This is a genomic window from Nitrospina watsonii (assembly GCF_946900835.1).
Classification (GTDB): domain Bacteria; phylum Nitrospinota; class Nitrospinia; order Nitrospinales; family Nitrospinaceae; genus Nitrospina; species Nitrospina watsonii.
Genome location: NZ_OX336137.1, coordinates 2,349,277 through 2,364,377 on the forward strand (window position 1 = coordinate 2,349,277; position 15,101 = coordinate 2,364,377).

Consider the following 15,101-nt stretch of genomic DNA (forward strand, 5'->3'; position numbering starts at 1 on the left):
CTTCCAGGAGAGGATCGATTCATGGCAGATATAGATGTCAACGAAGACTTCGACGTTGAGGAGTTTCGAAAACGCAATGACAAAAAAAAGGGCTCCGACTGGATGACCATGAAGATTCATCCGGAGATTTTTGAAGAGCTGGGCGTGCGGGACCCGGAGCAGATCAAGCTGGAAACCGCCATCATGAAAAAAACCCGGCAGATCAAAAAAGAGCTGCGTAACGATGAGGACAACCTGGAGAAAAAGGTCGAGTTGGCCACGCTGTACATCGATGGCGGCAACTACGATGACGCCATCAAGGAATTGCGGGCCGTCATCAACAAGGATTCCAAGCAGGCCCGCGCCTACAAGGTGCTGGGCACCGCCTACGCCCTGTCGGCGCAGGAAGACGAGGCCATCCGCGAACTGAATCGCGCCGCGGAACTGGCGCCGGACGACGCCGAAGTGTTTTTCAATCTCGGCGGCGCCTACATGCTGAAGGATTATTTTGAAAATGCGATCCGCGCGTTCGAACGCTGCGTCCAGATCGACCCGACGGACACCACGTCCTACGCCAATCTGGCCGCTGCCTACAATATGCTGCAAAGCCACCTGAACGAAATCCGCATCCTGAAAAAGGTACTGATGTTCGATCCGGAGAACAAGGAACTGCGCGCCGCCCTGGGCAATGCCTATTTCCAGAACGGCGACTTCGACGAGTCGCTCACCACCCATCAGTGCGTGGTCGATCTGGATGAGAAAGACTGCCAGGCCTGGTGCAACCTGGGCAGCGCCTACTCCGCCAAGAACATGGTGGACGAAGCCATCGACGCCTTCAAAAAAGCGATGGAACTGGACCCGGAGTTTTCCCTGCCGCACACCAACCTGGGCAGCCTCCTTGCTTCCGTGGGCCGCATCGAAAGCGCCATCAAGGAATTCAAAACGGCGATCAGCCTCAACGATTCCGACGCCAGCGCCTGGCTGAACCTGTATCAGTGTTACAAGGAAATCGGCCGCCACGAGGACTCCGCCAAGGCACACGATAAGTACCAGGAGTTGATCCGCCCCGATATCTCCGGTCAGACGGACATGGCGGGCGTGCCGGGCGGCGTCGCCACTTCGGGAAAAACCGCGGCAGACAAACAATAGCCTTCAACCGGTTCTGATCCAGGATGAATTCTGGCCCCCCTGCACTCGCCGCGCTGGGCGACTTCCACCCCGCCGACACGTGGCAGGTGCACGTCAACCACATCTTTTACGGCACCAAGGGTCCGGGCATCCACAACCATTTCCAGACCTACGTCAGCCGCGACCACCGGCTGGCGCACGCCCTCGCCGACGCGTTCCACAGCTTCTGCCAATCGCTGCCCGCGGACGACACCGCCCCTCTTGAGGTGCAGGAATGGGGCGTCGGCAACGGCAACCTGGCCGCGCGTTTCTTAAGCCGTCTGCGCGACATCGACAGCACCGGCTGCGCCTATCCGCGCCTCCAGTACACGCTGTGCGACTACTCGCTGGAAATCCTGAAGGGCGTCGAAGCCAATCCCCACCTGCAGGACCACGCCGGGCGTTTCGCCACGGCGCACCTGGACGCCCGCGACATGGGCGGCCTCGCACCGCACTCGCTCACCTGGGTCTTGTCCAACGAAATCTGGGACGACCTCGCCACCCGCGTACTGATCAAAAGCCAGGGCACGTTGTATGAGGAATACCTGCAACCGCTCATCGACCGCGCCGTCCTCGACGGCGATTTCGAAACCTTCCTCAACCGGTTCGAGAACGCCGATCTGGAGGCATTGCAGGCGCAGCCGCCGTTTCTCGAACACATCGTCTGGGAACGCGCCTTCCAACGCACCGATCTCGGCGACTGGCCGTTCGGGGAGGTGGTGCGGCAGCACATGGAATCGATCGGCGACGACATACCCGTGCCCATCAACGCCGGCGCGTTCGGCACGCTGGAGAAAGCGCACCGGCTGCTGGCCCCCGGCCGCTCTTTCGGCTACACCGGGTTCGACTACGGCATGCTGGACCTCGAACACCTCAACTGGGAAGGGCGTCCGTATTTCAAACTGTACGGCGGCCAGTACACCTCCATGGTCAACTTCCCGTTGCTGGCGGACGTGGGGCGGGCCATCGGGTTTCAGAACGTGGACCGCGAGCCGCAGCACACCTTCGTCCACCGCAACCTCGGCGAGCCCGTCATCAGCCTGGTGGAACTGGTGCAGAATCACCCCCGTGTGGCGGAGATGGCGCCGTGGGATGTGGATGTGTTGATGCTGGAAACCCTGCAAGCGCTCAACAACAGGTACCGCAGCCCCTACCCCAACCGCCTCGATTATCCGACGCTGCCGGGCACGCCCAAAAAGCAGCGCAAGCTCATGCAGCAGTTGATCCAAAACATGAACGCGCGCGGCGTGCCGGACACGGTGGCCTACATCACCGAGAGCGAAGTGCGGGCGGCGGACAAAACGCTGCGCAAGCTGGGTTACCGGGAAAAAGACATCCAGCGCAGTTTTCATCCGGCCAACGCTGCCATCCAGTTCTGCCGGTTGACACTGCGCTGACAAAACCATTTTATTGGCAAAGCGGAAAATAAAAAACCCCCTCCCCGCAACCGGAGAGGGGGTTTTTGAATGTGCGGTCAAACAGAGGCGAAACGCTCAGGCCGTTTCTTCTTCCAGCTCTTCGGGCGGCATCTCATCTTCTTCGAAGAAATCCTCGTCCTCACCCATGAGCAATTCCGGATCCTCGACTTCAGCGTGCATCTCGTCCTCGTCCTCCTCTTCGTGTTCTTCTTCCGGAATCGGCAACTCATCCCAGATCAGAATACGGGCATTGCCCCGATCGCAGATGTACAACTTGCCCTTATCCTCTTCATCCTCGGGGTCCTCGTCGAGGAACATGCCATACGGATCGTTCAGCGTCGTGGCTGCGGGATCGCTGTTGCGGTTGTACTTGCCTTCATAGAACGTCTTCTGACCGATGACGAAGTCGGCGGGCTGTCCGTTTTCGGTGGGCAGTTCCTTCCAGCCCAGCACCCGGTTGTTGACCGAATCGGAGACGAACAATCCTTTGCGGCCGTACACCACGTCCGTCGGGAAGTTCATGCCGATCCCATCGCAGCGGCTGCCGCCGCCCTGCGTCACGTTGGCCTCGCGGCTGTAAAAATTGGGCTGGCCCAGCACCAGGTCCGCAGGCACGCCGTTGTGCGTGGGCAGTTTGTTCCATATCAGCACCCGGTTGTTGCCCTGATCGACCACGAACAATTTCCCCGATTCCGCGTGGTAGAACACGCTGGTGGGGAAGCTCAACGAATCCGGCGTGACGTTTTCGAAATCGCCACGGTTGGCTTCGCGCTCGTCCATGTCCGACTGGCCGAGACAGATGTCCGCATTCCAGCCGTTGTTGAAGGGGATCTTGTTCCATATCAGCACACGGTGGTTGTCCTTGTCCGCCACGAAGACATGCTGATCGTCGCCGGAGCGCAGTCCAAACGGGAAAAACAGCGAGCCGGAACCCACCAGGCCGCGGCGGTTGGCCTCGCCGCATTCCAGGTTGTCCTGACCCAGCACCAGTCCCGGCGCCTCGCCATCGTCCGAAGGCAGACCGTTCCAACGCAGCACGCGGTGATTGCCGCTGTCGGAGACGTACAGTTTGCCGTCGATCACATCCAGTCCCGCCGGCTGCGACAGGGTGTCTTCTTCCGGTTTGCTGACAGTGAAGCCATCCAGACTTTCATCACCCAGGCCCGACGTCATTTCGTCGAGGGTGGTGGTGATGCCGCGGTTTTCCAGACAGTCCGCAAAGTCTTCCTGCCCCAGAACAAAACTGGCCGGTTCACCGTTTTCTTCCGGAAACGTATTCCATCCGAGCACGCGATGGTTGCCGCGGTCGGCGACGAACACCATTTCACCGAATCTGACGACGTACTGGGGTTCGCACAAGGTGTTGTCGCTGGGGTCATCCGCGCCACGATTGGACTGCCCTTCGGCAAAACCGCTCTGCCCCAGAACCATGATCGCGCCCACTTCGTGGTCGTCTTCCTCGACGACCTCGACCTCATCGACCTCCTCCATTTCCTCTTCGGTCAGAACGTCTTCATCTATCTCTTCTTCTTCGACCTCATCGACGTCGGATTCCGCCACGTTCAGAGCATCTTCCTTCTCTCTGGCTTCTTCCTCATTTCTGGTCTGGTCGTCAGACATGGAACCACCTCCCAAACATTCAAAACGGATCACCCGTTTGAATCATGACGTTGACAAGGGTCAACGAAACGTTATTCAAACGGTTCAATTCTCAGGATTTATTTAAGTAATATCTTATACCAACCCATAGTTCAAGGCAAAATCAACCTTTGCCACATGGAAACCGTCTTTCTGCCATTGCGGTCCTGATGAAGGCCGTCCCACACCGCAAAACCGATCAGAATGGGTTGTTTTTTCTTGAATTGGATGTCCCACTTGTTGAGCGATTCGAGATCGCGCACAAATGTCACGGTCCATTTTCCATCCTTCCAGACCCCTTTCCCGCGGATATTTTGTTTGGTCTTCGGTTGCGGCGTGAGCGTGCCGAATCCCTCCGCATTCATTTCTTCGATGGGCACGTCGCGGAATGGGTTGAGCGATTCAACGGGGTTGACCTCGCCGCCGAAAATCATCACATCCATATCCATGCCTTCGCCACCCGTGGCCTGTTCGAGCTCTTCCTTGGTCTCGATCTCCTGCTGCCAGTCGGCGCGCCATTGCCAGATATTCACCGGCTTTTCGCGGTTGCCCATGCCAAAGAACGGTTCGTTGTGACCGTGTGTGTGCAGCAACACGTCGCCCAATGCGAACTCCAATGCCACGGCATCCTTAAAATCCTGATGACGGCTGGAAGACCGGTTCGGAACCGGGTCTTCCCACTGCACGCGGAAGCCGACCTGTTGGTCGTTGGTCACCGACTGAAATTCCACACGCGTGATGGGATCGCGGCGCGCGTTGAGGACGATCAGGTGCACATTCTTAACGGGCACCGATTCCCACATGTCGCCGAAGGGCTCGATGTCGATGTCGCCATCGATTTTCTTGGAAAACAGATCGACTTCGTATTTGGCTTTGCGGTAGCGGTCCTGCTGAATGCGCGAATGCACGAACGACGCCAGGTTCCAGCGTTCCTCCCGCGTCAGGTGCGGGTACGCCTTCATCGGCGTGCCATCGATCCCCGTGCTCAACGTCATGAAGATGTCTGCCTTGGCAAAGCCGAATTTGAAGGTGTTGGGATTGGTCAGGTCATACACGAACACGCGGTGATCCCAGATGTCATACAGGCTGTCGGCGATGGGACCGCCCCCCTTGAGGTCGGTGCCGTGACAGCGGGCACACCGCATCTCCTTGAAAATTTTCTGGCCCTGCGTGATCGACTCCCTGGTGGTGGGCGGTGTCTTTCCCGGTTGCACCGGCTTCTGCGGCTTTTCCGTCTTGAACCGATTGCTGAAGGTCTTGAGGTAATCGATCACCGACCAGGTTTCATCCTCGCTCAGCGCATTCTCCCAGGCGGGCATGGCGGTGCCGGGAATGCCGTGGCTGATGGTTTCGAAGATGTCCTTGTCGAGGGGCAACGAGCCCGAAGGCGTGGAACGGTGCTTGTACACGCCCTTGCGGAAATCCCGCGGCCAAGGGTAGAGATAAGCCATGGCTTTGCCGCCGCCATTGCCGTCTTCTCCGTGGCAGAAAATGCACATGTGCTTGTACACGGTGGCGCCGACGGTCAGGCTGCGCCCCTTTCCGCCGTGGCTGTGGCCGGAATCAGCATGACCGGAATGGTCCTGCTTCATTTTCATTCCGGTGGGCGCGGTTTTGGGCGGGTCCTCACCGTGCGCGTGGGCGGATGTCGTTGCGCCGCGCCCGTCAAAGGCGGTCAGCGCCAGAGCCAGACCCAGCACCAGAGCGGTTCGCTTACTGAAACAGCGGTTTGGGATCGGATAAGGTGTATTTGGTTTCATTACCGTTCAAGCCATCCTCGGCGATATCGACCCAGATGTTGAGACAATTCTTACGGAAATCCACGCCCAGGCAATAAAACAGAGGATACTTCGAGGTGAAGTAAATCACCGGGTAGGAAATATAGACGCTCAAATTATCGATCCGGGCATTCTGGATCGCTTCTTTAATGGTTAATTCCTCGCTCGACGCCTTGCGCATGACTTTGCGGATGACCTGATAATCCAGCGTGCCATCCAGATCCAAGTCGTAGAACGTGGCGATGAGGCCGGGAACGCTGAGCAACTCCCAACCCCGGTAGGTGGGGTCTTTCCAACCCGGCTCCTTGGGAATGGGATTGTCCACGGTCGCCCGGAAACCGGGGTTTTCAAATGTTTGTGCAAATGCAGACGATGTCCCCAGCAGCAGAACAGGGATCAGGGCCGCTCCTGCAATCCAGTTTTTGGCTCGATGCCGCATGCATACCCCTTGCAGGAACACCCCCTTGTCTGTCTTTCTCCTGCATCCAGAGAAAATGTATTTCCGACTAAGGTATCACACTTCAATAGCCAATGGAAACTCCGGGTTGGTGCAGGCAAAAGGCCGCTCATAGAGCGTTTGCGGGCCGGTTAGCGGGAGGTGAAATACGCCTTGGTGACGTACTGCTCCATCTGCCGATGGGTGTTGAACAGGGACCCATTGATGGCGATGGCCTGGCACTGCATACCGGCCCAGCCGTCGCGATCTTCATAAAATTTGGGGACCACCACCGATTCCAGCTTGTCGTGCAGGTTGCGGCAATCGAGGTCGTCGCGTTCTTCGGCAGACAAATCCAAACGAGGATCGAGATCGCCGATGGCCCAGCCGGTGACGCCCTCGATGCAGCCTTCCACCCACCAGCCGTCAAGGATGCTCAGGTTCGGCACGCCGTTCAGCGCGGCTTTCATGCCGCTGGTGCCGGAAGCTTCGTGCGGGCGGATCGGCGTGTTGACCCACACGTCCACCCCGGCGGTGATGCAATAGCCCAGATCCATGGTGTAGTTGGGCATGTACACCAGCTTGAGTTTCTGCGTGCGTTTCTCGATGCGTTGCTTGTATTGATGAATCTCCTGGATCAGGCGCTTGCCCTCGCCGTCTTTCGGGTGCGACTTGCCGGCGTAAACGATCTGCAAACCGGGACTGTTTTCGGCGATGTCGATCAACCGGTCGAGATCGCGGAACATCAGCGACGCGCGCTTGTACGCCGCCGCCCGGCGGGCGAATCCCAGCGTCAGGATTTCGGGATCGAAGGTGGCTCCCATCAATTTGGAGATGCGGTCGAACAGGCGGTTCTTGCAATCGAGGTGCGCCCGCCACACTTCCTCGCGCGGGATGGTCATGGCTTCTCTGAGATACTTGGGGTCGTTGGTCCACAACCGCGCATGACGGTCGAACAGCTTGCGAAACGCTTCGTGCACCCAGGTGTAGGTGTGGATGCCGTTGGTGATGAAATCGATCCGGTGATGCGGGAACATGCCGCTCGACACATCCCCGTGCTGGTAGGCCACGCCGTTGGCGAAGCGGCTCAGATTGAGCCCCAGCGTGGTCATGTTCAAACAGTCCTCCCCGCTCAGCCGGCGGATCACGTTCATCGAAAGGCCGGTCTTCAGGACACGCTCGACGAGGTCGAAGGAAAACCGGTCGTGCCCCGCCGCCACCGGCGTGTGTGTGGTGAACACGCACAGGCTTTTCACCTTGTCCACGTCCCACACCGTTTCTGCATCCCAGGTTTCAAATACGGTGCGCTGGTATTCGCGCAGCAGCTCCAGCGTCAGCAAGGACGAGTGGCCTTCGTTCATGTGATAGGTGCGGATCTGGTTGAAGCCCAGAGAGCGCAGGTACTTGACGCCGCCGATGCCGAGCAGGATCTCCTGCTTCAACCGGAACTCCTGACCGCCGGCGTACAGGGCGTCGGTCAGCCTGCGGTCGTCTTCGCGGTTCGCTTCGAGGTCGGTGTCCAGAAACAGGATGGGCACGTCCATGCCGGTGTTTCCGGTGTAGGTGTAGAGCCAGGCCTGCACCAGAATGTCGCGGCCTTCGATTTCCGTCAGCACAACCTTTCCCGGCAGCTTCAGCAACCGGTCTTCCGGGTTCCACAGCACCGGGTGTTCCTTCTGCTCGCCCTGCTCCGTGATCTCCTGGCGGAAGTACCCCTGACGGTACAGCAATGACACGCCGATGACGGGCAGTCCCAGGTCGGCGCAGGACTTCAATGTATCCCCCGCCAGCACGCCCAGTCCGCCGCTGTAAGTGGGGACTGCGGTTTCCATACCGATTTCCATGCTGAAATAGGCAATGGTCGGGTCGATCTCAATGCCGCCGCGCAGATAACTGTTCATAAACTCCTTGCAGGTGAAACCATCGGTGCGGGTCGCTTCAACCCAAAAAAGGCTGGTACGCTCTTATTATGTATAACTGATCGGGGTCTGAAACAAGAAAATTCTACGGGGAGACGGGCATGTCATAAAGCGTGTCAATCTGCGCCGCGTCGAGGGCGTCCGGTACCGTGTCAAACACCAGCTTTCCGGCTTTCATGCCGAGAATCCGCCTGCCGAAACGGCGCGCCAGTTCCGGTACGTGCAGGTTGCACAGGATCGTCACGCCGTCGCGGGTGTTGATGTCTTTCAGGATTTCGAGGATGGACCCGGCGGCGGCGGGGTCGAGGCTGGCCACCGGCTCGTCTGCCAGAATGATTTTGGGGTGCTGCATCAAAGCGCGGGCGATGCCGACGCGCTGCTGCTGGCCGCCGCTCAGGCTGTCGGCGCGGCGATGGGCTTTATCGGCAATGCCGAGACGATCGAGGGTCGCGTGGGCCTCCGCCACATCCTGCCGGGAAAAATGATTGATGAGCGCGGCTGCAACCGGGGTGTATCCCAATCGGCCTGCCAGCACGTTGGTCAACACCATGCTGCGCGCCACCAGGTTGTAGTTCTGAAAGATCATGCCGATGTGCCGCCGCTGTTGACGCAGGCGGGCGGGCTGGGCTCCGGTGATCTCGCTGCCGTCCAGGGCGATGCGCCCCGCCGTTGGCTCCACCAGCCGATTGATGCAGCGCAGCAAGGTCGATTTGCCGGCGCCGCTCTGCCCCAGAACCACGGCAAACTCGCCGGGCTGGAGATCGAACGACACCCCGCGCACCGCTTCGGTGCCGTCTTGGTAGGTTTTGGAAACGTGGTCGAGACTCAGCACGGCGGCCTCTCTCGTTACGGGTTCAGCTTGGACGGGTCCACATCGAGGAGGCGTCCCGCTTCGCGCACCGGATCGTACAGGCCGTCGAAATCCATGAAGCCGCTGATGGCGTACGTGCGTTTCAGCACTTTCGAGCCTTCCGGCGTTTTGGCAAGATGGACCAACCCTTCCTTGATGCGTTGCCTGATGTCGGCCGACAGTTCCTTGCGCACGGATACCGTGTCATTGGGGATTTCGCGCGTGTGGGCGATCACCCGGATTTTCTCAAAGATGCCGGGGAAGGCTTTGACCAGTTCGGCGCGGGCATCGTCGTACGTCGCCCCGGCATCCACCTCGCCTTTCAGCACCGACAGGATCACCGCATTGTGCGACCCGGCGAACACCGTCGCTCCGAGATGCGACTGCGGGGAGAAACCCTGTGCCCGAAGCAGCGCTTTCGGATACAGGTGGCCGGAGGTGGAAGCGGGATCGACAAACGCGAAGCGCTTGCCCGCAAGGTCCTTCAGGCTGCGAATGCCGCTGTCGGCGCGGGTGACAATCTGCCCGCGGTAGAACGGGCTGCCGAACCGCTGCACAATGAACAAGAGTTCGACGCCGTAGCGTTCTTTCGCCAGCACGTAAGCGAAGGGAGCCAGCCAGCCGATATCCACCTTGCCCGCGCCCATGGCCTCGACCACGGCGGCGTAACTGGTGGCGATGGAGGATTTGAAATGAAGACCCGTGACGGCGGTGAGGCGGCGGGAGATCTCCTCGCCGCCTTTCAGGATCACCTGCGCTTCGCCGGAAGGAACAAACATCATGGTGAGGGGCCGCTCGGCGCTCCCCGGTTCCGCTGCCGGGGCGGTGCCGATCCCGAGTCCCATCATCAGCATCACAAAGCAGGCCACACGAATCATCGCAAGACATCTCCCAGGTTCAGGGCCACCTTACCACACCCCGCCCCGCCCCCGGTTGCGGGAAATAAAAAAGGGCAAGGCACCGAGAAGGCGCCCTGCCCTTTTAAACCAGCGGTGATGAATTTACTTCATCAATTCCGTGCGGATGTACTTAATAACGTTCCAGATATCCTTGTCGCTCAAGGTCTTGCCGAAAGGAGCCATGCCCGTACCGGGAGAGCCATTCTTGATGATGTGGAACATCTGGCCGGGGGTCACGTCTGCCATCGTTTTGGCACAGGTGAAGTTGCGGGGTTTCGGCTTCAAAGCCTTGCCCAGCTGTCCACCGCCATCACCCTTGGCACCATGACACATTTTGCAGGCCATCGGCTTCGCTTTCTTATCATAGATCTCTTTGCCCTTCTTGGCATCGGCGTTACCGCTCCGGTCCTTGGAATAAACGGAACCCGGAGCTTTTTTCGTTTTGCGCTTCTGCGGGCAGTCAGCTGCAAATGCCGTATTGGCCACGAACATAGCCAAAACTGCGATGACCAGTGCAATCAGTGATTTTTTCATTGATCTTTCCTTTCTAAGGGAATTTAACAGACATCCAAAACCAAACCACGGTGAACCAGTTTACGGGGAAAATTCTGTTATAGTACCAATGTAGGTTGGCCCCAGCGGAGATTTAAACATTGGCAAAAATGAGGCCAAATTATATTCCATCCTCATAAAGTGTCAATAAAAATTTACCCATACCGGGTGGCAGAAACCCTCTGGAAAGGGACCGACCTCATCTCCGGCGATCCTGAAAATAAAAATAATTTCAATTATTTATAAATGAATGCGGCGCGGACGGAAGTGAAACTCGAAGCGGCCTGCGGCCTTTCGGTGGATGGGTGATGGCCCTTCTTCTTGCCATTCTGATTGGGGTCGCCTGGGGCCTTGCAGGCAATCGTCTTGCAGCGGCCTGCGGCTGCCGTCTGGCTTCGCCGGGGGAGTCTATTGCCGTCGGCGTCACCCTCGGCATGGGGATCAACGCCTGGGTGATGACGGCGCTGGCCTTTGCCGGAGGGCTCTACCCCGTCACCGGCTGGATCGTCCTGGCCCTCCTCTACGCCGTTTCCTGGCGGCAGATTCCACTGTGTTGGCGCGCCCTCCGCGACCTGCTGCGCAGCCGCTTCCGCGGAGTTTCCCGGAAACAGCTCCCCTGGCTGGAAGCCTTCGGCGGGGCGGTGTTGATCGTCCTCCTTATACTGGCGGTGACGCTGGCCTGGGCGCCTCCCCTGCGCACCGATGCTCTGGTTTATCACCTCGCGGTGCCCAAGGCCTACCTCGACCACCACGGCGTGGTCAACCTGCCCAACAACATGTATTCGTTTTTTCCGCTGCTGTTCGAAATGGTGTACTTGTTCGGCCTCACCTTCGAGGTGGAAGGACTGCCGGCGTTGCTCGGCGTGGGGCAGGCCGTGGCGCTGGCGGTGGGGCTGGCAACGTATTACCGCCGTTACTTGGGCGGGCGTTACGGATGGCTGGTGGCGGCGGTTTTTTTCAGCGTGCCGACGTTCGTCGAAATCGCGGCCTCGGCTTACGTCGATCTGCCGCTCGCGGGGTTTGTCTTTTTCGCCTTTTACGCGTGGGACCGCTGGCGCGAAACGCGGCATGGGTTCTGGTTCGCGCTGATGTGCGGCTCAGCCGCCTCGGCCTTCGCCACCAAACTGACCGGGTTCATGGTGCTGCCGCTGACGGTGCTGGGCATCGTCTGGGTGCGGCGGCATGGGTCGGCGGCGCGCGCACTGGGCGAGGTCGCGGTCTTCACACTGACGGCGCTGGTGTTCATGGCGCCCTGGTGGGCACGCAACCTGCACTATGCAGGCAACCCGTTTGTGCCGCTGTTCATGCAGATGCTGGGGGGACAGGAGCAGATCAACTGGGACCCCACCCGCGCCATGCTGATGGACCGTTACGTCCACATGTTCGGCATGGGACGCGGCATCGTGGATTTTCTGCTGCTGCCTTACAACCTGACCTTTCACAGTGAACCCCACTCCCTGCGTTTTGACGGACGCCTCGGCCTGGTTTACTTCCTGCTGATCCCCGCAGGGGTCGGCGTGTGGATGCGGCGCACTGCCCGCATCGGCGTCCTCGCCTTGATGACGGCCGTGCTGATCCTGGTCTGGTTTCTGTATTTCCAGTACATCCGCTTCCTTGCGCCCGCCCTCACTTTTCTGTCACTGCTGGGGGTGTATGGATTGGAAACGCTGGTGACGTGCCCGGCGGGACGTTTGCGGACAGCATGGAATCAAATGTGGATGGGATTGATCGCGCTCGGCCTCGTCTTCAACACCACGCTGGCGGCAAAAACGTGGTGGGAGAAACGCCCCACCGCGTACCTCAGCGGCGACGAGTCGCGCGATGCGTATTGGACGCGCAACCTCCCGGCGTACCCCATGTACCGTGCGATGAACACCCAGGCCGGCGCGGACGACAGGGTGCTCTTCATCTACATGCGCAACCTGGGCTACCTCGCGCAGCGCGATTTCCTCAGCGACAGCATTTTCGAAGCACACACCATGCAATCCCTGCTGGCCCGGGCAGACGCCGGGGAAGACCTGTTTCAGCAGTTGCAATCACTGGGCGTAACCCATATCATGTTCGATTCAAATTATGTATGGGGACCGGATTCCACGTTCACTCCGGAACACCAGGCCCGGCTGCAACGGTTTCTGATGAACCACGCGGAACGCATCGCCCGGAACGATTCCTATGCCTTGTATCGCATTGTGATAAACTGAACACCATCATCCACCCGCCACAACCGGAACCCGCACCGGATGTGGAGTTGAAGGAGTCGAAGATCATGGGACGGTTGGAAGGCAAGAAGAAAAACATCCTGATGATCATACCCAAGGATTACTACGACGAACAACAGCTGGAAATTACGCGTGAGATCTTCCAGAAGGAAGGCGCCCACGTCCGCATCGCTTCGGGCAAATTCAAGGAAGCGGTGGGCGATAAGGGAGGCCGGGTGATGCCCGACGTGCTGCTCGTGGATTCCATCGAAGGCATCGTCGGCGACAGCTACGTCACCGACGGCAAAGGCACGCGCCAGATCATAGGCGTTTACCACGGGACCGTCGTGATCGGCGGTAAAGGCGCGCGCAAGTACCTGTGGAAAGACGACCTCCTGCGCATCCTGCTGATCGACCGCTACAAGAACCATATGGTGGTCGCGGCCCTGGGCAATGCGGTGCCCTGCCTCGCCGAAGCGCAATTGATCGATAATATGGAAGTGGCGGCGGCGGAAGACAAATACACCAAGCCGGAACTGGACCGGGTGGGCGCCATGATCGCCGAAGAAAAGGTAACGGTGAACGACCGCATCATCACCGCCGCCTGCGCCGAAGCGGCCGAAGAGTTTGCGTACGCGGTCATCGAACAGGTGGAAAAAACCAATCTGAAATGAGGGGCGGGGGCTCTCGCCCCCGTTCTCACCCTCACTCCCCCAGCCGGATGGGTCCGGACTCCCACGGCCTTGACCGAAGAGTCCCTTACAGTCCCAGCCCCTCCTCGCTTTCCCGCTCCTTCTGCGATGCAATGATTTTCAAACGCAACTTGAAGGCCTGGTTTATCTCCTTCACAATCGCTTCCTTCGCATCCGGGAAAAAAACCTTCTGGTTGAACTCTTCGAGCGTGCGGGTCTCCAGAAGCTTGGCAAAGGCTTCATCGTGAAACGTGCGGGTGATCTTGACCACAGACTCGAAGGAAAGGGAAATCTTCTCGTACTTGTCCCAATTATCGAGAATATACTGACGCAGGGTCTCCGCGGAATTGCCGCCGTCCATCGACGTGCGCCCGACCAGCATGTCTTCCCCGATGTACTCATACAAATTGATGGTCAATTCGTCTTCCATAAATACGGATTCTCCCTGAGGCTCAGTTTTCCTTGATGGTGACGGATTTGATTTCCATCCGGTTGTGCGGGTTGTCGTTGCCGTCTCTCGGCTCGCCGACGATCTTGTCCGCCACATCCATGCCGGACGTGACCTGGCCGAACGCCGTGTACTGCCGATCCAGAAAAGTGGAATCGTTGACCACGATGAAAAACTGCGACCCGGCACTGTTCGGGTCCTGCGCCCGCGCCATGGACACGGTGCCGCGCTTGTGGCTGACGTCGTTGAACTCCGCATCGATGTTGTAGCCGGGTCCTCCCGTGCCATGCTTCGACCGGTCCTCATCGCGTGAATTCGGGTCACCACCCTGAATCATGAAACCGGGGATCACCCGGTGGAAGGTGGTGCCGTCGTAAAACGCTTTCTCGGCGAGGTCTTTGAAATTCTTCACGTGACCCGGAGCCTTGTCTTCAAAAAATTCCAACTCAATCGTTCCATGAACCGTTTCAAGCACTGCGGTGATGTTTCCCATTTATAAAATTCCTTTATTTATTTGGAAGGCGCGCCTTCCGTTTCATTTATAAGTACTTTCATGGCGATGGGATCAAACGGGTTGTCGTTGTGGTCGCGGCGCTGGCTGACGATTTTGTCCGCCACGTCCATGCCTTCGGCCACTTTGCCGAACACCGTGTAGTTGCCATCCAGAAAATGCGCGTCCTTGACCACAATGAAAAACTGCGACCCGGCGCTGTTGGGGTCCTGAGAGCGCGCCATGGACAGAATGCCCCGGTCGTGCGGGATGTCGTTGAACTCCGCATCGATGGTGTAACCGGGGTCGCCCATGCCGTGCATGGTACGGGGCTTGTTGATGGTGTTGGGATCGCCGCCCTGAATCATGAAACCGGGGATCACCCGGTGAAACAGGGTGCCATCGTAAAATCCCTTTTTAGCCAGATCCTTGAAGTTCTTCACATGACCGGGGGCCTTGTCTTCAAAAAATTCGATTTTCATGTCACCGAACTTGGTTTGAATGACGGCGGTTTCCCCGGCCCATGCCGTGACGCCCCATGCACACGTTATGAAAACAGTTATAAAGACACTTGTTATAAAGTTATGCATTTCGTCTCCCGTTTTTTCAATTAAACTGTAGGGGAAAACCGCAACGT

At 58.6% G+C, this 15,101-nt stretch carries 14 protein-coding genes; 4 read left to right on the forward strand and 10 right to left on the reverse strand.

Translation table 11 applies throughout. From position 1 onward, the window contains the following. Positions 1 to 21: 21 nt before the first annotated feature. Positions 22 to 1,128, forward strand: a complete 1,107-nt coding sequence (locus QML71_RS10905) for a tetratricopeptide repeat protein (protein WP_282011956.1) — start codon at positions 22 to 24, stop codon at positions 1,126 to 1,128. Positions 1,129 to 1,151: 23 nt separating this feature from the next. Continuing rightward, positions 1,152 to 2,543 (forward strand): hypothetical protein, encoded by a 1,392-nt coding sequence (locus QML71_RS10910; RefSeq protein WP_282011957.1) that lies wholly within the window; start codon positions 1,152 to 1,154, stop codon positions 2,541 to 2,543. A gap of 96 nt (positions 2,544 to 2,639) precedes the next feature. Here the strand turns inward: QML71_RS10910 and QML71_RS10915 are convergent, their stop codons facing one another. The 7 genes from QML71_RS10915 to QML71_RS10945 all read right to left on the reverse strand — a co-directional run bounded on the left by QML71_RS10915 (position 2,640) and on the right by QML71_RS10945 (position 10,618). Then, the gene (locus tag QML71_RS10915) at positions 2,640 to 4,184 is read right to left on the reverse strand and encodes an NHL repeat-containing protein (protein ID WP_282011958.1); all 1,545 of its coding nucleotides are present in this window, start codon (positions 4,182 to 4,184) and stop codon (positions 2,640 to 2,642) included. A gap of 131 nt (positions 4,185 to 4,315) precedes the next feature. Next, entirely contained in the window at positions 4,316 to 5,962 is a 1,647-nt protein-coding gene (locus tag QML71_RS10920) for an ethylbenzene dehydrogenase-related protein (RefSeq protein WP_282011959.1), read from the reverse strand. Beyond that, a complete protein-coding gene (locus QML71_RS10925) occupies positions 5,916 to 6,419 on the reverse strand; it encodes a hypothetical protein (RefSeq protein WP_282011960.1) in 504 nt (167 codons plus the stop codon). The genes QML71_RS10920 and QML71_RS10925 overlap by 47 nt, the downstream gene beginning before the upstream one ends. 149 nt (positions 6,420 to 6,568) lie before the next feature. Further along, positions 6,569 to 8,317, reverse strand: coding sequence for an alpha-glucan family phosphorylase (gene glgP / locus QML71_RS10930; protein ID WP_282011961.1), 1,749 nt, complete (start codon positions 8,315 to 8,317; stop codon positions 6,569 to 6,571). A gap of 103 nt (positions 8,318 to 8,420) precedes the next feature. Then, positions 8,421 to 9,167: a phosphonate ABC transporter ATP-binding protein gene (phnC, locus tag QML71_RS10935; protein WP_282011962.1), complete on the reverse strand. Its 747-nt coding sequence runs from the start codon at positions 9,165 to 9,167 to the stop codon at positions 8,421 to 8,423. A gap of 14 nt (positions 9,168 to 9,181) precedes the next feature. Further along, positions 9,182 to 10,063 (reverse strand): phosphate/phosphite/phosphonate ABC transporter substrate-binding protein, encoded by an 882-nt coding sequence (locus QML71_RS10940; RefSeq protein ID WP_282011963.1) that lies wholly within the window; start codon positions 10,061 to 10,063, stop codon positions 9,182 to 9,184. A 123-nt stretch (positions 10,064 to 10,186) separates the two neighbouring features. Further along, a complete protein-coding gene (locus QML71_RS10945) occupies positions 10,187 to 10,618 on the reverse strand; it encodes a c-type cytochrome (RefSeq protein WP_282011964.1) in 432 nt (143 codons plus the stop codon). A gap of 326 nt (positions 10,619 to 10,944) precedes the next feature. Here QML71_RS10945 and QML71_RS10950 point away from each other — a divergent pair, with 326 nt between their 5' ends. After that, a complete protein-coding gene (locus tag QML71_RS10950; RefSeq protein WP_282011965.1) occupies positions 10,945 to 12,837 on the forward strand; it encodes an ArnT family glycosyltransferase in 1,893 nt (630 codons plus the stop codon). Positions 12,838 to 12,902: 65 nt separating this feature from the next. Next, the gene (locus tag QML71_RS10955) at positions 12,903 to 13,508 is read left to right on the forward strand and encodes a DJ-1/PfpI family protein (RefSeq protein ID WP_282011966.1); all 606 of its coding nucleotides are present in this window, start codon (positions 12,903 to 12,905) and stop codon (positions 13,506 to 13,508) included. Between the two features lie 85 nt (positions 13,509 to 13,593). On the opposite strand, the gene QML71_RS10960 is transcribed toward QML71_RS10955, so the two are convergent. Genes QML71_RS10960 through QML71_RS10970 form a run of 3 tightly spaced genes read right to left on the reverse strand, consistent with a single transcriptional unit; the run spans position 13,594 to position 15,054 of the window. Continuing rightward, the gene (locus QML71_RS10960; protein ID WP_282011967.1) at positions 13,594 to 13,956 is read right to left on the reverse strand and encodes an STAS-like domain-containing protein; all 363 of its coding nucleotides are present in this window, start codon (positions 13,954 to 13,956) and stop codon (positions 13,594 to 13,596) included. A gap of 22 nt (positions 13,957 to 13,978) precedes the next feature. Further along, a complete protein-coding gene (locus QML71_RS10965) occupies positions 13,979 to 14,467 on the reverse strand; it encodes a peptidylprolyl isomerase (RefSeq protein ID WP_282011968.1) in 489 nt (162 codons plus the stop codon). 17 nt (positions 14,468 to 14,484) lie between these two features. After that, positions 14,485 to 15,054 (reverse strand): peptidylprolyl isomerase, encoded by a 570-nt coding sequence (locus tag QML71_RS10970; RefSeq protein ID WP_282011969.1) that lies wholly within the window; start codon positions 15,052 to 15,054, stop codon positions 14,485 to 14,487. Positions 15,055 to 15,101: the final 47 nt, after the last annotated feature.